The organism is Thermoanaerobacterium xylanolyticum LX-11 (assembly GCF_000189775.2).
GTDB lineage: Bacteria > Bacillota > Thermoanaerobacteria > Thermoanaerobacterales > Thermoanaerobacteraceae > Thermoanaerobacterium > Thermoanaerobacterium thermosulfurigenes.
In genome coordinates, this window is sequence record NC_015555.1 from 282,972 (window position 1) to 300,793 (window position 17,822).

Below are 17,822 nucleotides of genomic sequence, written 5' to 3' on the forward strand. Positions count from 1 at the left end.
TAACTTAAAATAATATTTATTATTAGGTCATAATATGATATATTAGAAGTTAGTAACATACAAAGGAGGTAAATTGATGTCAATAGATGATAAGATTGAAGACCTTCTTAGAAGAAGAGAGATGGTTTTAGAAGGTGGTGGTTTGGACAAAGTAGAGAAACAACACCAAAAGGGAAAGCTTACTGCAAGAGAAAGGATATACAAGCTTTTAGATGAGGATAGCTTTGTGGAAATAGATGCGTATGTTGAGCACAGATGTATTGACTTTGGCATGGAAAAGCAAAGGATACCTGGCGAAGGCGTAGTGACAGGGTATGGGACGATAGATGGAAGGCTTGTTTACGTGTATGCACAGGATTTTACGGTCTTAGGAGGATCATTAGGTGAGTATCATGCTAAAAAAATCACAAAGATAATGGATATGGCTTTAAAGATGGGAGCGCCACTCATTGGATTAAATGATTCCGGAGGTGCCAGAATACAAGAGGGTGTCGACGCTTTATCAGGATATGGCAACATATTTTTCAGAAACACGTTGGCATCAGGTGTGATACCGCAAATATCGGTGATAATGGGACCCAGCGCAGGAGGTGCAGTTTATTCGCCTGCTCTTACTGACTTTATATTCATGGTAGACAAGACAAGCCAGATGTTTATAACTGGGCCGCAGGTCATAAAAGCTGTGACAGGGGAAGACGTCTCTGCAGAGGAGCTTGGCGGATCGATTACTCACAGCACAAAAAGCGGTGTGGCGCATTTTAGAGCTGAAAACGACGAAGAGTGTTTGGAGATGGTGAGAAAGCTTTTAAGTTATCTTCCATCAAACAATTTGGAAGATCCGCCGCAAATGGTAACCGATGATGATATAAACAGATTGTCCGATAGGCTTGTGGAGATAATACCAGATAGTCCTAATAAGCCTTATGATATGAAAGAGGTCATTTCCGAAGTTGTAGACGAAGGGGTGTATTTTGAGTCACAATCAATGTATGCGCAAAACATAATAACAGCATTTGCAAGGCTTAATGGAAGGACAGTAGGGATAATAGCAAATCAGCCTAAAGTTTTGGCTGGATGTCTTGACATCAATGCATCTGACAAGGCATCAAGGTTTATAAGGTTTTGCGATGCTTTTAACATCCCACTTCTCAATATAGTGGATGTTCCTGGATTTTTGCCTGGCACGAATCAAGAGTACGGTGGAATAATACGCCATGGCGCTAAGATGTTGTACGCTTACTCTGAGGCTACAGTGCCAAAAGTGACTCTTATTGTGCGGAAAGCTTATGGCGGTGCTTACCTTGCGATGTGCAGCAAAGACTTAGGGGCTGATTTTGTTTTGGCATGGCCTACTGCCGAGATAGCGGTCATGGGACCTGATGGAGCGGCAAATATTGTTTTTAAAAATGAGATAAAATCGTCTGATGATCCTGTCGCTAAAAGAAATGAGAAGATAAATGAGTACAGGGAGAATTTTGCAAATCCATACAGGGCTGCAGCCAGAGGATATGTAGATGATGTAGTTTTGCCTCAAGAGACGAGACCTCGCCTCATCTCAGCTTTTGATATGCTTATGAGCAAAAGGGAATCAAGGCCAAGCAAAAAGCATGGCAATTTTCCTGTTTAAAATCGCATTTAAAGGGAAGTGAAAGAATGGAAGAGATAAATGAAGAAATTGTCGCTGTCATTGAAGCTGCGATTTATGCGGCGTTTGGTCAGTATGGAAAGAATTTTCGCATAAAATCAATAAAGAGAACCGAATCAAATATGCCGGAATGGAGAAAAGCTGGCCTTTACAGTCAGATGAGATAGATGAGGAGGATGGAAATGAAAAAATTTATAGTGACTGTCAATGGTAAAAAGTATGATGTGGAAGTGGAAGAAGTAAAAGATATCGCAGGCGAGAAAAAATCGCCAGAAGAAACTGCTACTAAAAATGAGGTAAAGACAAGTGCAAAAAGTACGCCGGTGGAAGTCAAAAATGAAGTCAAAGACGGTTCTGCCATCAATGCACCAATGCCTGGTACTATACTGGATGTCAAAGTGAGCCAAGGGCAGGCAGTCAAAAAAGGCGATGTGCTTTTGATACTGGAAGCCATGAAGATGGAAAATGAAATCACATCACCTTACGACGGCACAGTAATATCCATAAATGTTTCAAAGGGAGCTTCTGTAAATACAGGAGATGTGCTTTTGTACGTAAAATGATACAATGCTTGATATACACCTACTTTTTTGGTAGAATTATTTTGCCGGCATCTTGCGAGCTGGACATATTAAAATATTGCAGTGGTTCGACCGGTATCCAAAATGGAACTGGATTGGAGGTGTAAATATGACTTCAAAGCTCAGTGTGAGACAGATTACAGTTGCTGGTATGCTATCAGCCATATCTATTGTAATGGCAACAACCCCTTTAGGTTATATACCATTAGGCATTGCCAATGCTACGACGATGCACATACCAACTATAATAGGTTCTATATTAGAAGGACCTTATGTAGGAACTTTTATAGGTCTTATTTTTGGCGTATCCAGCTTTATAAGACAGAATACCCCGCTATTTGCAGACCCTGTGGTAGCGATACTGCCGAGGCTGCTTATAGGAATCGTAGCCTATTACACGTATAAGTTAACGAAAAGTTCTGGTGTTGCAGCGATTGCGGGAACTCTTACAAATACAGTTGGCGTGCTTGGATTAGCTGTTTTAAAGAAATATTTGACAGTGCAAGTCGCGCTTATGGTAGTGCTTAAAAATACAATATTTGAAGTTGTCATCGCAGTTATCCTGACAACAATCATAGTAAGATCCGTAAAAAGATATGTTAAGCAATAAAGCAGGCTATACGCCTGCTTTATAATATAGCATGAAAGGAATGTATCGAAATGCTGTTGGTCTTTGATGTTGGAAACACAAATATCGTCTTAGGCGTATACGATGGCAAGAAACTTTTGTATTCATTCAGGATCTCGACAGACAAGTCAAAGACGTCTGATGAATATGGAATATTGATAAAACAACTTATAGAGTACAGAAATATGCATCTAAGCGACATAAATGCTGTCATAATATCTTCTGTGGTGCCTCCGATAATGCACACACTGGAAGCCATGACTATAAAATACTTCAATGTGTATCCATTGGTGGTAGGCCCAGGAATAAAGACAGGTATAAACATAAAATACGACAATCCAAAAGAAGTGGGTGCAGACAGAATAGTAAATGCTGTGGCAGCTTATGAATTGTACGGTGGACCTGTCATAATAATAGATTTTGGCACAGCCACTACTTTTTGTGCCGTCTCTAAAAACTGCGAGTATTTAGGTGGTGCTATTGCACCAGGACTTATAATATCTGCCGATGCTCTTTTTCAGAGGACTGCAAAGCTTCCTAAGATAGAACTTGTAAAGCCTGAGAAGGTAATATGCAAAAATACCGTCGAAAGCATGCAGTCAGGATTGATTTATGGACATGCAGGAATGGTGGACTACATTGTCGCTAAGATGAAAAAGGAATTTGCGGAAAACGCCTATGTGGTAGCGACAGGTGGCCTTGCGAAGCTGATTGCACAAGAATCAAAAGTTATAAATACAGTAAATGACATGTTGACTTTGGAAGGGCTTAGGATAATATACGAGCGAAACATAGAAAAAGTGTGATTACTTTTTTTGCTGGACATTTGTTTTTTTGTCCAGCCTTCTTATTTTTGCGACAAAAAATATAAACAAAGGCAATATGACTTCAAAAATGACTGTTTCGTAGAAAAATTTGTCTTTCAAAAAATTGTACAATTCATCTATATTTGACGATACAAATACAGACATTGGGATCATTATGGCTGCAATTGGAAGCACAGCGAATCTGTAATCGTCGCAGTTCAACACATCTGAAAATCCCTTCACTATTATATAGGTAAAAACCGTTATTTTCATGAAAATGCCTTCTACCCAGATAGCCATTATGATAGAATCAAGCCTTGCAAAGTAATTGCTAAGCCTTATGGTGCGGGTCATTTCTAATGCAGTGAATTTAAAATCTGCAGTGGTTTTAGAACCGAATATTCCTATTGCAAGTACACCCAGCATAAGTGCAAAAGAGATAAACACAAGAGATATTACGCCGCTTTTTAAGACTTTTTTGCTGTCGGATATGTGTGGGAATATGGCTAATATTATTACGCTTTCCAGCATCCACGATATAAGTGGCAAAGCTCCTTTCATGGGTGGTAATAGTCCGTTTGCCAAGATGGGGAGGAAATTTTCAAATTTTACATAAGGTATTGAGAAAAAAATGACGAATGCCAAAAGTCCCATCCCAAAAGGAAATACCACTTCGTTCATTCTGGCAATTGCTACAAATCCTTTTGTGACAGCGTATGATGCTACAATCATCAATGCAAGTGAAAAGACTATCGGCGGTGTTTTAGGCATAAAAGCACTTCTCATGATTTCAAAAAGCTCTCTAAGCATTATCACAGCTAAGTGGATGAAAAATAAAAGGTAGAGGGATGCGATTATTTTGCCTATGATTTTTCCAAAAATATCTTCCAAAAAGGAAAATAGGGTTTTGTCTTTAAATATGGCGGATATGCCGTAATATAAGCAAAATACGGGGATGCTGAATGCTGTCGCCATTATTACAGACATCCAAGAATCCTGTTCAGCTTTTGATGCAACAATAGACGGCAAAAATATCGTTGCTGTAGACAGTACAACTGATACTATCAAGTATATGAATTGCTTTGGTGAGATCTTTTTTTCTGTTGTTGCTTCAAAACTCAATATATTCTTGAACATGTTCTTCTCCTTAAAATGTTTCTACATGGAATATTATTTGATTTATGTGCCAATTATATTCTGTATGTGTTTTTGGAATAATAAATTTGGAGATGGTTTTTATGGACAGAACTTATTTGGTGGAAAATTATAAAGAAATGGGGTTGTACGATGATATTGATAAAAATATAGATGTGCTAAAGACGTTATTAAACAAAAGCAGCGATGTGATTTTTAGAGAATTCAGGATAGGAGAAAAAAGGGTAAAAGGCTTTTTGGTTTGTGTGGATGGGCTTGTGGATAAGGCGCTTATAAACAACAATATAATGGAGCCTATAACGTTGGAAAGCAGAAAATTGGATGGCAATTATTTAAGCAAAAAAAACGTCTACGAATCCCTTTTAAATTACTTCATAACAACGGCAGATCTAAAGGAAGTAGAAAAATTTGGTGATGTGGTAGAAAGCATTTTAAGCGGCGATACGCCTGTTTTTGTTGACGGTGTGGACAAATCTATTGTGATAAGTACGAGAGGTTGGGAGCAGAGAAGTGTATCTGAGTCTACTACTGAAGCCGTTGTGAGAGGACCAAAAGAGGCTTTTGTGGAAACACTTAGGGTTAATACTTCCATGCTTAGAAGAAGAATAAAAAACCCTAATTTTGTCATAGAATCATTAAAAATCGGCAAGTACACCAAGACAGATGTGGCGATAGCTTACATTAAAGATGTAGCGAAAGATGAAGTCGTTGAGGAAGTAAAAAAAAGGCTTAATAAAATCGACATAGACGGAATCATAGACAGCGGGTATTTGGAAGAAATGATAGAGGACAATCCATTTTCACCATTTCCTCAGATTGAGCATTCTGAGCGGCCAGACAAGATTGCTGCAGAGCTTTTGGAAGGGAGAGTCGCTATCATCTCAGATGGTTCTCCTGAGGTGCTGGTGGTGCCTACGATTTTTGTCCAATTTTTCCAGTCATCTGAGGACTATTACGAAAGGTACTATATATCGACTCTTTTTAGAATATTGAGGCTTGCGGCGATGCTTATGTCGTTGACTTTGCCATCTATCTACGTGGCGGCTGTTACGTATCATCAAGAAATGATACCGTCGCCACTGGCTATATCTATTGCAGCCCAAAGGGAAGGAGTTCCGTTTACGACTCTCATGGAAGCATTTTTGATGGAATTTTTCTTTGAGATATTGAGAGAAGCAGGGATAAGGCTTCCAATGCAGGTTGGTCAAGCTGTAAGCATCGTAGGTGCTTTGGTCATTGGACAAGCTGCAGTGCAGGCAGGTCTTGTATCTGCTGCGACGGTGATCGTCGTGGCACTGACAGGAATAGCCTCATTTTCAATACCTGCATTTAATATAGCCATAACATTTAGGCTTTTAAGGTTTGCCATGCTAATAGTTGGAGGTACATTAGGCTTTTTTGGTATAATAATGGCGCTTATGATGATACTGGCACATTTAGCATCATTGGAGTCCTTTGGAGTACCGTATCTGTCGCCAATTGCACCTTCCAACACCAGAGAACTAAATGACGTGTTTATAAGGGTACCATGGTGGGCTAAAATATTTAGACCACATAAGGTAGCAGGGAGAAATGTGAAGAGGCAGAATTACACAAGAGGTTGAATTTATCAACATCTGGAGGCATTGTTTATGAAAAGGGTTTTGATTTTGTTTATCATACTATCATTGCTTCTTACAGGCTGCTGGGACAAGAGGGAGATAAATGAGCTGGCGTTTGTTCAAGGTATAGGAATGGACATAGACAAAGATAAGATGTGCAATATCACTGTACAAATTTTAAAGCCGGCAAATTTAGCTACAAGTTCTGGCGGAGGCGGTGGTGGTGCTGCGGCAGGAAAGCCGTATGAAGTGTACAGCTCAAGAGGTGTCGACTTTGCCAAGGCATTTTCGAATTTCAATACAGAGCTTTCAAGGACGCTTTTCCTCCAGCACAATGAAATAATATTTATAGGTGAGAATCTTGCAAGGTCAGGTGTTTACAGCATGCTGGACTTTATCACGAGGAATCCTGAGTTTAGAAGGACATCTTATCTGGTGGTGGTATCCGGAGGAACCCTCGATGACCTTATGAAATTGTCAAAGAATGTTGAAAAGTACCCTTACCGTGAAATCCTCGGAATGATTCAAAACCAAAAGAACACATCTTCAGCGTATGTATGCGATATAAACCATTTTGTAGAGACTTTAGAGACAGAAAAGGTACAACCTATAGTAGGGAGATTGGAGATCGTAAAGAAAGATGGCAAGCCGCAACACGTAAGATTTGTAGGTGCTGCAGCTTTTAAGTATGATAAGATGGTTGGATTTCTGACAGAACAAGAGACAAAAGGCATAATGTGGATGGATAACTTGATAAAAAATACATCGCTTGTTGTTGATAAAGGACCAAAAGGAGACAGGACGCACATTTCATTTACTATAATAAAAGCCAATTCTACCATCACGCCTAAAGTAAGCGGTGAAGATGTCTCTTTTGATGTCAAAATCAATTTTGACTCAAACATGATAGAGCAGAATTCAAGGTACAACCTTACAGATCTTAAGATGATAAAAAGCCTTGAAAATCTGCAGCAAGAGAAGGTAAAAAGCGAAGTCTTGGATGCTTTAAATGCAGTTCAGAAAAAGTATAAGGTTGACTCTGCAGGATTAGGACAGAAGCTTCAAGAAAAATACCCTAAAGTGTGGGAAAAATTGAAGGATAGATGGGATGAGATTTATCCAAACGTAAAGGTGAATGTAAGCGTGAAGGCCACACTAAAGAGGTCTGGACTTACTTCAAAGCCAATTGAACCAAGGTAAAAGAGGGTTATATATGTTAAATGCATTGGGAGTAACAGTTATATTTTTGATAGTAATATTTATGGAAGTGCCTGGGCTTATAAAAAAGAAAAAGACAAAAGAAGTCGTAGCGTTTTTTATACTTGTTGCAATCGGGTATACACTTAATTTGTTAGTGGCTTTTGATGTTAAGATTACTGCTACAAATAAGCTCATTGAGATGCTTATGAAGCCTATAGAAAAAATATGGGGCAAATGAAGTAATTCTTCATTTGCCTTAAAACCATCTTGAAATATATGCCAGAAAGTAGTAGAATTATAAATAGTATGAGCACAATTTGTGCACATAAAGGATGGTTAATATGGATTTTGTAAAAATAGGCGAAAAGATAATAAACACCAAAAAGCTTCACAACATTATAGACAAAATGATCGAAATGAGAGTTAATGGTTTTTCACAGCAGGAGACGGCGTCAAAATTTAAAGTCGATAGAAGTTTTATATCAAGGTTAGAAAACATAGGCGAGGTGAGGAAAGGAGGAAACATTGCAGTAATAGGATTTCCAATTAAAAACAAAGAAGAAATTGAAAAATTATTGAAAGACTATGGCATTGATTTTATATTGCTTTTGTCTGAAAAAGAGCGCCTTGGCATTGCAGATAATATGACGGGTGCAGAGCTTTTTAATATGGTTATGGACATAATCGCAAAGGTACAATCTTATGACACGATTATATTTCTTGGCTCTGACAAAAGGACAAATTTGATGGAAGCCATATTTGACAAAGAAGTGATCTGTGTTAACATAGGGCATTCTCCAATAACAGAAGATGTATTTGTAAAGCCTGAACTCATAATCGAGATTTTAGATACTTTAAGGAGATGATTTTGTGAAAAGAGTAGTGAGTGTAAGCATAGGCTCATCTACAAGGAATAACAGAGTAGAGACGGAGATATTAGGGGAAAAATTTATAATCGAAAGAATCGGCACAGATGGCGATATGAAGAAAGCCATAGAGCTTATAAAAGAGCTTGATGGAAAAGTTGATGCATTCGGCATGGGTGGTATAGACTTGTATCTTTACGCTGGGGAGAGAAGGTATGTCATAAAAGATGCGGTTCCACTTAAAAATGCTGCTAAGATATCGCCAATCGTAGACGGTTCTGGCCTTAAGAATACGCTTGAAAGAAGGGTAATAAAGTACATACATGACAACAACATAGTGGATATAAAAGGCAAGAAAGTTCTCATAGTAAGTGCGATGGACCGGTTCGGCATGACTCAGACATTTCATGAGTACGGTGCTGATTTGACGCTTGGCGATATGATATTCGCCTTAGGTGTGCCGATACCACTTCATTCGCTTAAACTTCTTTACGGTTTAGCAGCTATTATAGCACCTATAATAGTCAAAATGCCATTTGAGATGCTGTACCCTACAGGGGATAAGCAGCTTTCAATAGACAGCAGAAAATACGAAAAATTCTATAAGGAAGCTGACATAATAGCAGGTGATTATCTGTTTGTCAAAAAGTACATGCCTGACGATTTAAAAGACAAAATTATCGTGACAAATACTGTCACAAAAGATGATGTAAAAATGCTTAAAGATAGAGGTGTAAAGCTTCTTATCACAACGACACCAAATTTAAATGGAAGGTCGTTTGGTACGAATGTAATGGAGGCTGTGCTCGTATCACTATCAGGCAAAAGTCCATCTGAGATGAAACCGGATGATTACAATATTCTTCTCGATAGGATTGGCTTTGAGCCGAGAGTAGAATATCTAAACGGCGAAAAAGCTTCAATAGAAAAGTAAATATTTTGTTGAAAGGATGATTTAACATGCACAAGTTCGCTTTTATCATACATCCAATTGAATACGAGGATGTCAGCAGAAAGTTTAAAATCATGAATAAATTGCCTCGCAGCGTTGTAGAGGGATTTACAAAAATGCTGCCGCCTCTTAAAGTATCGGAGATAACAGGTGTAAAAAGCAAGTATGCTGAAACGGAAGGATATTTTGTGGCTGTACCGCTTATCTCTAATCAGATGATGAGCCTTCCTGAGGATTACGTCATGAAAAAAATTATTAAGGCTGGCAAGATAGCAGAGAATTTGGGAGCTGAAATTGTAGGATTAGGCGCTTTGACGTCTGTAGTTGGGGATGCAGGAATCACAGTGGCAAAAAATCTAAATATTGCTGTAACTACAGGCAACAGTTACACGATCGCCACTGCCATAGAAGGCACAAAAAAAGCTGCTGAACTTATGGGAAAGGATATAAGGGATTCGGAGGTTGTAGTAATAGGTGCTACAGGTTCCATAGGAAAAGTGTGTGCTGAGATACTTTCCAGAGAGGCCAAGTACATGACATTGGTGGCCAGAAACAAACAAAAATTAGAAGACTTCAGCAAATACCTTTTGGAGAAGACAGGCATGGCTGCAAGAGTTACATCTGACGTAAAAGACGCATTGAAAACAGCAGACATAGTTGTGACAGTTACGAGTGCTGTAGATACCATTATAAAGCCTGAATACCTAAAACCTGGTGCTGTCGTTTGTGATGTGGCAAGGCCCAGGGATGTATCGAAGGAAGTTGCTGATGCAAGAGATGATGTATTGGTTATAGAAGGTGGTGTCGTGGAAGTGCCAGGCGATGTGGACTTTCACTTCAATTTTGGTTTTCCTCCAAAGACAAGTTATGCGTGTATGGCAGAGACAATGATACTTGCAATGGAAGGCATGATAGAAAATTTCTCATTAGGTAGAGATTTAACGGTGGAACAAGTTGATACGATAGCAAAATTGGCAAAAAAACATGGTTTCAAACTTGGGGGATTTAGAAGCTTTGAAAGAGCTGTATCAGAGGAAACTATAGAAAACGTGAGAAAGAATGCAGCAAGGAGATTAAAAGAAAACAGATTTAGTGCTGTATAATACTTGACTTTATTTGTAAACTGTTTTATAATATTCCACATGAAAATATAGACACAAGCACTGCATAAAGCAGTGCTTGTGTATTAATATTATCATAATTGATATGGCTTAAACATAGAATAAAATACAATATTGTTATAAAGGAGATTGGCAATATGGGTAAGCAAGTGATTTTAACTTATGATGGCTTAAAAAAATTAGAAGAGGAGTTAGACTATCTTAAGTCTGTAAAAAGGCCTGAAGTGGCTGAAAAAATCAAACAGGCCCGTGCATTTGGAGACTTAAGCGAAAACTCTGAATACGATGAGGCGAAAAACGAGCAGGCATTTATTGAGGGAAGGATAGCTACAATAGAAGCCATGCTTAGAAACGCTCAAGTCATCGATGAAGAGGATATCACCATCGACAAAGTAAGTGTAGGCTGCACTGTAAAAGTCTACGATGAGGATTTTAAAGAAGAGGCGGAGTACACGATAGTAGGATCGACTGAAGCAGATCCTATGAACAACAAAATATCTGATGAATCGCCTATAGGGAAGGCACTTTTAGGCAAAAAAGTAGGTGATACAATCAGTGTGGAAGTGCCAGCAGGCATAATAAAACTCAAAGTTTTAGAAATACACAAATAAATCTGGAGGAGTATTATGGCGAATACAAATGAAGTAAACAACAACGAAAACTTAAATGAGCTTTTAAAAGTTAGAAGGAACAAGTTGGACGAGCTTAGAAGCTTAGGCATTGAGCCTTATGGCATTGACAAGTTTGATAGGACTAATATGACCTCTGACATCAAAAATGATTATGACAAATTCGAAGGCAAGACAGTCACTATCGCCGGCCGCATAATGTCCAAAAGAGGGCATGGAAAGGCTTCCTTTGCTGATATACAGGACAGAGATGGAAGAATACAGCTTTACTTCAAGATGGATGTTTTGGGTGAAAAGAATTACGAAATATTTAAGATACTTGACATCGGCGACATCATAGGTGTGACAGGTGAAGTATTTAAGTCAAAGACAGGTGAAGTGACTATAAGGGTTCAGGATTTTAAGCTTCTTTCCAAGTCATTGCAAATACTTCCAGATAAATGGCATGGGCTTAAAGATCCTGATTTAAGATACAGGCAAAGGTATGTGGACCTTATTATAAATCCAACTGTAAAGGAAACTTTCATTAAAAGGACTGCAATCATAAAAGCTATTAGGGAATTTTTAGATAGTAGAGGATTTATAGAGGTAGAAACACCAATACTTCACACTATAGCAGGCGGTGCGGCAGCAAGGCCGTTTATTACACACCACAATGCCCTTGACATCGATATGTACTTAAGGATTGCATTGGAACTACACTTAAAGAGGCTTATCGTTGGTGGACTTGAAAAAGTGTACGAGATGGGCAGAGTGTTTAGAAACGAAGGAATGGATATAAGGCACAATCCAGAGTTTACACTTTTGGAGTTGTATGAGGCATATACTGATTACCATGGAATGATGGACATAACAGAAAATTTATTTGCTTATGTAGCTGAAAAGGTAAATGGCAGCAAAAAGATAATATACCAAGGTACTGAGATAGATCTGACGCCGCCGTGGAGAAGGCTTACTATGATCGATGCCATAAAAGAATTCCTGGATATTGACTTTAACAAAGTATCCTCAGATGAAGAGGCTATAGAAATTGCTAAAAGGCATCATCTTGAAGTCAAAGAAGGCATGAAGAAGGGTGATGTGATAGCTCTTGTATTTGACGAGCTTTGCGAAAGCCATCTAATACAGCCCACATTCATAATTGATTACCCTGTTGAAATATCTCCGTTGGCCAAGAGAAAACACGACAATCCTGCACTTACATCAAGGTTTGAAGCATTTATATACGGCAGGGAAATCGCAAACGCATTTTCAGAATTAAACGACCCTATCGATCAGAAGGAGAGGTTTATAGAACAGCTTAAGCAGAGAGAAGCTGGAAATGATGAAGCTCACATGATGGACGACGACTTCATAAATGCTTTGGAAGTTGGTATGCCTCCTACAGGTGGATTAGGTATTGGAATTGACAGGCTTATCATGTTTATGACCGATGCTTATTCTATAAGGGATGTCATATTATTCCCTACAATGAAGCCAAGGACGGATCAAGATGAAACAAAAGACGATGGCGAATAAATTGTTAAAGCGAAAAACGGTTCATGAGAGCCGTTTTTTATTTTTAATCGTCAAAATTGGCGCAATACTTGTACGCCAGGATAAAAAATGTTATATTGATATAAAAATAAGTTCTTTTAAGGAGCATGGCGATGATAGATAAAGAGAAGATAAAAAAAGCAGTGTATGATATTCTTGAAGCGATAGGTGAAGATCCTAAAAGAGAAGGACTGTTAGAGACACCCGATAGGGTTGCCAGGATGTACGAAGAAATTTTTTCAGGCCTTCATGAAAATGTGATGGATGTAATAAAGACATTTAAAGAAGACGAGCATCAAGAAATAGTTATTGTAAAAGATATTCCAATGTACTCCATGTGTGAGCATCATTTGCTTCCGTTTATAGGTGTTGCCCATGTGGCGTATCTACCAAGAAAAGGCACAATCTTGGGACTTTCAAAGCTTGCCAGAATCGTCGATATTTTAGCCAAAAAGCCTCAACTGCAGGAGAGGCTTACCAGCGAGATCGCTGACACGATTGTAAAAGCTGCAAATCCTTTAGGGGTTGCAGTCGTCGTAGAAGCGGAGCACCTTTGCATGACGATGCGGGGTATAAAAAAACCTGGAGCCAAGACTGTAACATCTGCACTTAGGGGATTATTTAAGACAGATCAAAGGTCAAGAGAGGAAGTCATGCTCTTGATAAATGGAAAGCGATGATCACAGGGAAAGGGTGATATTATGGCTTATATGTTGAAATTAAGGGATAAAGAGTTGGAAATCGGCAAGAGAACGTACATAATGGGAATATTGAATATGACGCCTGATTCTTTCTCTGATGGGGGAAAATACAATACATTGGAGAAGGGCATGGAGAGAGCCTTAAAGATGATGGAAGATGGAGCAGATATAATAGACGTAGGCGGAGAATCTTCAAGGCCTGGGTACGAACCTGTTACTGCAGAAGAAGAACTTTCAAGGATAAATGATATAGTTAAGAAGTTATGTGAAGTAGATACCATAATTTCAATTGATACGATGAAGTCAAAAGTGGCTTACGAGTGTCTTAAAAATGGAGCACACATCATAAACGATATCTGGGGCTTGCAAAGAGATCCCGATATGGCAAAAGTCGTCGCCGATCATGGCGCTGGCGTTGTAATAATGCACAATAAAGAAGTGGCAGAGTACCATGACCTTTTGCAGGAGGTTATAAACTTCTTTGAGAAAAGCATTGATATTGCCTTAAAAGCAGGCATAAAAAAGGAAAGTATAATGATTGATCCAGGAATAGGTTTTGGAAAGACTTTAGAGCACAATCTGACATTGATGAAAAGGCTTGATGAGCTTAAAATATTGGGACTTCCTATATTGCTTGGGACATCAAGAAAATCGATGATAGGGCGTGTCTTAAACCTTGACGTAAATGAAAGAATGGAGGGCACTGCTGCCACAGTTGCGGTTGGAATAGTGAAAGGTGCTGACATTGTCAGAGTGCACGACGTGAAAGAAATGTGGCGAGTGGCCAAGATGACGGATGCGATGGTAAGATGAAAGATGTCTTTTTATCAATTGGCTCTAACATGGGCGATAGGGAAGAATACTTGAGAAACGCCCTTATGAAGCTTTCAGAAAATTCTGTTATCACAGAAAAGGTGTCGCCTATTTACGAGACAGAACCTGTAGGTTATAAAGATCAAGGTAAATTTTTAAATGCCGTAGCAAAGGTAAAAACGGAACTTAAACCACATGAACTGTTAAAGGTTGTGAATAGTGTAGAAAAAGAGCTTAAAAGAGAGAGAACTGTAAGATGGGGCCCGAGGACGATTGACATAGACATCCTTCTGTACGGTGATTTGGTTGTAGATGATGACGATTTAAAAATACCTCATGAGCGCATGTGGGAAAGAGCTTTTGTGTTGATTCCACTTAATGATATTGCACCTTACATAACAAAAGATGGGGAGAAATTGTCTCGCATAATAGAAAGGCTGCCGGATAGAGAAGGTGTCAAACTATTAAAGAGAGATTGGTACAAGGTGGTGTAAATATGAAGGTGACAAAGGTATTCACATTTGACAGTGCCCACAATTTGACCAGGTACAATGGCAAGTGCGAAAATCTTCATGGGCATACGTACAAGCTGGAGGTAACGGTGGAAGGCAGTATAGACGATGAGGGAATGGTCATAGATTTTGCTCATCTTAAAGCTATCGTTGATAGTGAAGTGGTAAAAAAATTGGATCATGCGTACTTAAATGAAGTCTTAGGCTTTAATACGACGTGTGAAAATATAGCAATTTGGATGTGGAGGAAGTTAGACCCTCTTTTAAAAGATGATAGATTTCATCTTTTCAGCATAAGGCTGTGGGAAACTCCTACGAGTTTTGCTGAAGTAACCATACAGGACTTTACAAAGTAACTGTGGAAGGTCGGCGTTAAATGTTTATAGAAAACCCTATTGTAAGAGGGAGATTTTTGGAGAGGATAAACAGATTTTTAGCTCGTGTAGAGATAGATGGTGAAATTATGACTGTTCATGTTCCAAATACAGGTAGGTGCAAGGAACTTTTTGTGCCTGGCGCAACTGTTGTCCTTGAAAAGAGGGAAGGAATTGGGCGAAAAACTCCTTACGAATTAGAATTCGTCTATAAAGGAAAAAGGCTTATATCTATCGATTCACAGATTCCCAACAAAGTGGTGATGGATAACATTTTAAAAGGCAAATTAGATAAGTTTGTAGGTTATGATGTAATCGAAAAAGAAAAGACATATAAAAACAGCAAATTTGATCTTAGGCTTTCTAAAAAAGATGAAGTTTTTTTCGTAGAAGTGAAAGGTGTAACCCTTGAGGAAAATGGCGTTGTAATGTTTCCGGATGCACCAACTGAAAGAGGAACAAAACACATGATGGAACTTAAGAAAGCTAAAGAAGAAGGTATGAGGGCTGCTGTCGTTTTTCTCGTGCAGATGGATGATGTGCTTTACTTTACGCCAAATGTAAAGACAGATGTTAAATTTGCATCTGCTTTGAAAGATGCTATTGAATCCGGTGTTGAAGCGTACGCATATTGTTGCGACGTTAAAGAAAACTTTATTGACATTAAAGGTGAAGTTAAAATTAAAATTTAACCATATTCATGGGGCGAGGTTACTCGTCTTTTGTTTTTTTGATAAAAGTCATATAATATAATTATTAATTAGTAATTGAGGTGAATATATGATTACAAAAGAGATGATAGACAGGATAAATTATCTGTACCATAAATCAAAAAATGAAGGTTTAACAGATGAAGAAAAGATAGAGCAGTCAAAATTAAGGATGGAGTACGTAAAGGAAATAAGACAGAGAGTAAAACAGCAGCTTGACAGCATAAAATTTGTAGATGAAGATAATTGTCACGATGATTGCTGCCATCATCACCATCACCATTAAAAGAGGGAGAGATGTTTCTCCCTCATGTGACTTTGTCGTGCATAGGCCTTTTTACATCTTTGCTTATGCCATGGTTGTGGGCTCTGTACTGGACTTTTTGCGATTTTGCTTCGCGCTTAAAATGCCTTGTCTCCCACTTGTAGATGTCAGCAGCGAATTCCACTCGGTTTCCCTTGATGTTGGTCCAGTGGCTCTTTCTGATTGACATCAAAAACACCTCCAATGATTTTTGGTGTTTAATTATATTTTTCATTTATAAAACAAATTTATACTGATGGTATTATTTTAAATTTAAAGAAAGGATGTTTTTTATGAAAGAGGATCAAAAATACATAACGTGCGATGATGCGCTTAGACTAAACAGGAGCCAGGTGCGGGAAAATTACAAGGAATACGTGAATTCTAATTTTGTTTCTATGTTGTCGATGTTGCAGTTTGATAAACTTTTTGTGAAAGCAAAAGGCGTATCTGTATGGGACAGCGATGGAAATGAATATTTGGATTTTCTTGGCGGATATGGTGCATTAAATTTAGGTCACAATCCAGATGAGATTTATGAAGCGATAGAAAAAGTGAAAGATTTTCCAAACATACTTCAGGCTGCAGTAAATGATTTTCCGGGGGCACTGGCGTATGATTTGGCAATGGTTACGCCTGGCGATTTAAAGAAAAGCTTTTTCTGCAACAGCGGTGCTGAAGCAGTGGAAGGCGCCTTGAAACTTGCTAAAATTGCTTCAGGCAAGCATAAAATAGTCTACTGCAAAAATTCATTTCATGGAAAATCTGCAGGAGCTCTCTCTGTTACGGGACGTGAAAAATACCAGAAGTACTTTATGCCTCTCCTTCCCGACACAGTGCAGGTGGAATATGGAGACGCCAATGCATTAGAAGATGCGTTAAAGGGAAAAGATGTAGCTGCATTTATTGTTGAACCAATACAAGGTGAAGGCGGCGTCATAGTGCCGCCAGATGGATATTTAAGAGAAGTGAGAGAGCTTACTGAGAAATACGATGCGTATCTTATATTTGATGAAGTACAGACTGGGTTTGGCAGGACTGGAAAGATGTTTGCTTGTGAACATGAAAATGTGGTGCCTGATATAATGTGCTTGGCTAAGTCCTTAGGAGGCGGTGTGATGCCTATAGGTGCGTATATTGCAAAGGATGAGATTTGGAAAAAAGGATATGGAACTACCGATAGGTGTCTTTTACATACATCAACTTTTGGAGGCAATACGTTGGCATGTGCTGCTGGCATTACAGCTATAAAACTTATTTTAGACAAAAACCTTCCTGATGCTGCGAGAGAAAAAGGAGAGTACTTCTTAAAGAGGCTAAAGGAACTAAAAGAAAAACATAAATTGATAAAAGATGTAAGAGGCAAAGGGCTTATGATAGGTGTTGAATTTAACCAGCCAGAAGGCGGGCTTTTAGACAAATTGTCTGGAGGAGCCGTATCAAAATTGTCCAACGAATATTTAGGTTCATTGGTGGCTGGAGAACTTCAAAATAAACATCATATTATAACCGCATATACCCTTAACAATCCAAACGTTATAAGGTTTGAACCGCCGCTTATTGTGACTAAAGAGCAGATTGATAGAGTTGTAGATGCTTTGGATGAGATAATGACGAGAAGCGGCAGTCTTTTGGGGATGACATTGTCCAGCGCAAAGACTGTTTTGGGCTCATTTTTTAACAGATAG

Annotated in this window: 22 protein-coding genes; 20 read left to right on the forward strand and 2 right to left on the reverse strand. The window is 38.6% G+C overall.

Annotated features, from left to right (window positions below):
- The first annotated feature begins 76 nt into the window (after positions 1-76).
- From THEXY_RS01400 to THEXY_RS01415, 5 genes are all read left to right on the forward strand, one after another.
- Positions 77-1,627, forward strand: coding sequence for an acyl-CoA carboxylase subunit beta (locus tag THEXY_RS01400; RefSeq protein WP_013787081.1), 1,551 nt, complete (start codon positions 77-79; stop codon positions 1,625-1,627).
- 26 nt (positions 1,628-1,653) lie between these two features.
- Positions 1,654-1,812 carry a hypothetical protein gene (locus THEXY_RS12620; protein WP_013787082.1) on the forward strand — a complete coding sequence of 53 codons (159 nt, stop codon included), beginning with the start codon at positions 1,654-1,656 and terminating at the stop codon, positions 1,810-1,812.
- Between the two features lie 15 nt (positions 1,813-1,827).
- Positions 1,828-2,208: a biotin/lipoyl-containing protein gene (locus THEXY_RS01405; RefSeq protein WP_013787083.1), complete on the forward strand. Its 381-nt coding sequence runs from the start codon at positions 1,828-1,830 to the stop codon at positions 2,206-2,208.
- Between the two features lie 127 nt (positions 2,209-2,335).
- Positions 2,336-2,836, forward strand: a complete 501-nt coding sequence (locus tag THEXY_RS01410) for an ECF transporter S component (protein ID WP_013787084.1) — start codon at positions 2,336-2,338, stop codon at positions 2,834-2,836.
- A gap of 50 nt (positions 2,837-2,886) precedes the next feature.
- Positions 2,887-3,660 (forward strand): type III pantothenate kinase, encoded by a 774-nt coding sequence (locus tag THEXY_RS01415; RefSeq protein WP_013787085.1) that lies wholly within the window; start codon positions 2,887-2,889, stop codon positions 3,658-3,660.
- On the opposite strand, the gene THEXY_RS01420 is transcribed toward THEXY_RS01415, so the two are convergent.
- Positions 3,661-4,797, reverse strand: a complete 1,137-nt coding sequence (locus tag THEXY_RS01420; protein ID WP_013787086.1) for a GerAB/ArcD/ProY family transporter — start codon at positions 4,795-4,797, stop codon at positions 3,661-3,663. It lies immediately after the preceding gene.
- A 101-nt stretch (positions 4,798-4,898) separates the two neighbouring features.
- On the opposite strand from THEXY_RS01420, the gene THEXY_RS01425 reads away from it, so the two are divergent.
- From THEXY_RS01425 to THEXY_RS01490, 14 genes are all read left to right on the forward strand, one after another.
- Positions 4,899-6,419 (forward strand): spore germination protein, encoded by a 1,521-nt coding sequence (locus tag THEXY_RS01425; RefSeq protein WP_013787087.1) that lies wholly within the window; start codon positions 4,899-4,901, stop codon positions 6,417-6,419.
- 27 nt (positions 6,420-6,446) lie between these two features.
- Positions 6,447-7,616: a Ger(x)C family spore germination protein gene (locus tag THEXY_RS01430; RefSeq protein ID WP_013787088.1), complete on the forward strand. Its 1,170-nt coding sequence runs from the start codon at positions 6,447-6,449 to the stop codon at positions 7,614-7,616.
- A 13-nt stretch (positions 7,617-7,629) separates the two neighbouring features.
- Positions 7,630-7,854, forward strand: coding sequence for a hypothetical protein (locus THEXY_RS01435; RefSeq protein ID WP_013787089.1), 225 nt, complete (start codon positions 7,630-7,632; stop codon positions 7,852-7,854).
- A 103-nt stretch (positions 7,855-7,957) separates the two neighbouring features.
- Positions 7,958-8,482 (forward strand): hypothetical protein, encoded by a 525-nt coding sequence (locus tag THEXY_RS01440; protein WP_013787090.1) that lies wholly within the window; start codon positions 7,958-7,960, stop codon positions 8,480-8,482.
- Between the two features lie 4 nt (positions 8,483-8,486).
- A complete protein-coding gene (locus THEXY_RS01445) occupies positions 8,487-9,416 on the forward strand; it encodes a DUF8754 domain-containing protein (protein WP_013787091.1) in 930 nt (309 codons plus the stop codon).
- Positions 9,417-9,442: 26 nt separating this feature from the next.
- Entirely contained in the window at positions 9,443-10,537 is a 1,095-nt protein-coding gene (locus tag THEXY_RS01450; RefSeq protein ID WP_013787092.1) for an NAD(P)H-binding protein, read from the forward strand.
- A gap of 155 nt (positions 10,538-10,692) precedes the next feature.
- The gene (gene greA / locus THEXY_RS01455) at positions 10,693-11,166 is read left to right on the forward strand and encodes a transcription elongation factor GreA (RefSeq protein WP_013787093.1); all 474 of its coding nucleotides are present in this window, start codon (positions 10,693-10,695) and stop codon (positions 11,164-11,166) included.
- 15 nt (positions 11,167-11,181) lie between these two features.
- Positions 11,182-12,702 (forward strand): lysine--tRNA ligase, encoded by a 1,521-nt coding sequence (gene lysS / locus THEXY_RS01460; protein WP_013787094.1) that lies wholly within the window; start codon positions 11,182-11,184, stop codon positions 12,700-12,702.
- A gap of 131 nt (positions 12,703-12,833) precedes the next feature.
- Entirely contained in the window at positions 12,834-13,400 is a 567-nt protein-coding gene (gene folE, locus THEXY_RS01465) for a GTP cyclohydrolase I FolE (RefSeq protein ID WP_013787095.1), read from the forward strand.
- A gap of 21 nt (positions 13,401-13,421) precedes the next feature.
- A complete protein-coding gene (gene folP, locus THEXY_RS01470; protein WP_013787096.1) occupies positions 13,422-14,234 on the forward strand; it encodes a dihydropteroate synthase in 813 nt (270 codons plus the stop codon).
- A complete protein-coding gene (folK, locus tag THEXY_RS01475; protein ID WP_013787097.1) occupies positions 14,231-14,728 on the forward strand; it encodes a 2-amino-4-hydroxy-6-hydroxymethyldihydropteridine diphosphokinase in 498 nt (165 codons plus the stop codon). Before folP ends, folK begins: the two co-directional genes overlap by 4 nt.
- 2 nt (positions 14,729-14,730) lie before the next feature.
- Positions 14,731-15,102 (forward strand): 6-carboxytetrahydropterin synthase QueD, encoded by a 372-nt coding sequence (queD, locus tag THEXY_RS01480; protein ID WP_013787098.1) that lies wholly within the window; start codon positions 14,731-14,733, stop codon positions 15,100-15,102.
- Between the two features lie 20 nt (positions 15,103-15,122).
- Positions 15,123-15,812, forward strand: coding sequence for a DNA/RNA nuclease SfsA (gene sfsA / locus THEXY_RS01485; protein WP_013787099.1), 690 nt, complete (start codon positions 15,123-15,125; stop codon positions 15,810-15,812).
- A gap of 88 nt (positions 15,813-15,900) precedes the next feature.
- Positions 15,901-16,116: a DUF896 domain-containing protein gene (locus tag THEXY_RS01490; protein WP_013787100.1), complete on the forward strand. Its 216-nt coding sequence runs from the start codon at positions 15,901-15,903 to the stop codon at positions 16,114-16,116.
- Between the two features lie 22 nt (positions 16,117-16,138).
- Here the strand turns inward: THEXY_RS01490 and THEXY_RS01495 are convergent, their stop codons facing one another.
- Positions 16,139-16,324 (reverse strand): hypothetical protein, encoded by a 186-nt coding sequence (locus THEXY_RS01495; protein WP_013787101.1) that lies wholly within the window; start codon positions 16,322-16,324, stop codon positions 16,139-16,141.
- 103 nt (positions 16,325-16,427) lie between these two features.
- Between THEXY_RS01495 and THEXY_RS01500 the strand changes: the two genes are divergently transcribed.
- Entirely contained in the window at positions 16,428-17,822 is a 1,395-nt protein-coding gene (locus tag THEXY_RS01500) for an aspartate aminotransferase family protein (RefSeq protein ID WP_013787102.1), read from the forward strand.

Bases quoted from the DNA above. Each gene is read 5' to 3' on its own strand.
- THEXY_RS01490 (WP_013787100.1), top strand. From the start codon at position 15,901: ATGATTACAAAAGAGATGATAGACAGGATAAATTATCTGTACCATAAA.
- THEXY_RS01500 (WP_013787102.1), top strand. From the start codon at position 16,428: ATGAAAGAGGATCAAAAATACATAACGTGCGATGATGCGCTTAGACTA.
- THEXY_RS01415 (WP_013787085.1), top strand. From the start codon at position 2,887: ATGCTGTTGGTCTTTGATGTTGGAAACACAAATATCGTCTTAGGCGTA.
- THEXY_RS01450 (WP_013787092.1), top strand. From the start codon at position 9,443: ATGCACAAGTTCGCTTTTATCATACATCCAATTGAATACGAGGATGTC.
- THEXY_RS01495 (WP_013787101.1), bottom strand. From the start codon at position 16,324: ATGTCAATCAGAAAGAGCCACTGGACCAACATCAAGGGAAACCGAGTG.
- THEXY_RS01405 (WP_013787083.1), top strand. From the start codon at position 1,828: ATGAAAAAATTTATAGTGACTGTCAATGGTAAAAAGTATGATGTGGAA.
- lysS (WP_013787094.1), top strand. From the start codon at position 11,182: ATGGCGAATACAAATGAAGTAAACAACAACGAAAACTTAAATGAGCTT.
- THEXY_RS01410 (WP_013787084.1), top strand. From the start codon at position 2,336: ATGACTTCAAAGCTCAGTGTGAGACAGATTACAGTTGCTGGTATGCTA.
- greA (WP_013787093.1), top strand. From the start codon at position 10,693: ATGGGTAAGCAAGTGATTTTAACTTATGATGGCTTAAAAAAATTAGAA.
- folP (WP_013787096.1), top strand. From the start codon at position 13,422: ATGGCTTATATGTTGAAATTAAGGGATAAAGAGTTGGAAATCGGCAAG.
- THEXY_RS01435 (WP_013787089.1), top strand. From the start codon at position 7,630: ATGTTAAATGCATTGGGAGTAACAGTTATATTTTTGATAGTAATATTT.
- THEXY_RS01400 (WP_013787081.1), top strand. From the start codon at position 77: ATGTCAATAGATGATAAGATTGAAGACCTTCTTAGAAGAAGAGAGATG.
- THEXY_RS01430 (WP_013787088.1), top strand. From the start codon at position 6,447: ATGAAAAGGGTTTTGATTTTGTTTATCATACTATCATTGCTTCTTACA.
- THEXY_RS01425 (WP_013787087.1), top strand. From the start codon at position 4,899: ATGGACAGAACTTATTTGGTGGAAAATTATAAAGAAATGGGGTTGTAC.
- folK (WP_013787097.1), top strand. From the start codon at position 14,231: ATGAAAGATGTCTTTTTATCAATTGGCTCTAACATGGGCGATAGGGAA.
- queD (WP_013787098.1), top strand. From the start codon at position 14,731: ATGAAGGTGACAAAGGTATTCACATTTGACAGTGCCCACAATTTGACC.
- sfsA (WP_013787099.1), top strand. From the start codon at position 15,123: ATGTTTATAGAAAACCCTATTGTAAGAGGGAGATTTTTGGAGAGGATA.
- folE (WP_013787095.1), top strand. From the start codon at position 12,834: ATGATAGATAAAGAGAAGATAAAAAAAGCAGTGTATGATATTCTTGAA.
- THEXY_RS12620 (WP_013787082.1), top strand. From the start codon at position 1,654: ATGGAAGAGATAAATGAAGAAATTGTCGCTGTCATTGAAGCTGCGATT.
- THEXY_RS01440 (WP_013787090.1), top strand. From the start codon at position 7,958: ATGGATTTTGTAAAAATAGGCGAAAAGATAATAAACACCAAAAAGCTT.
- THEXY_RS01420 (WP_013787086.1), bottom strand. From the start codon at position 4,797: ATGTTCAAGAATATATTGAGTTTTGAAGCAACAACAGAAAAAAAGATC.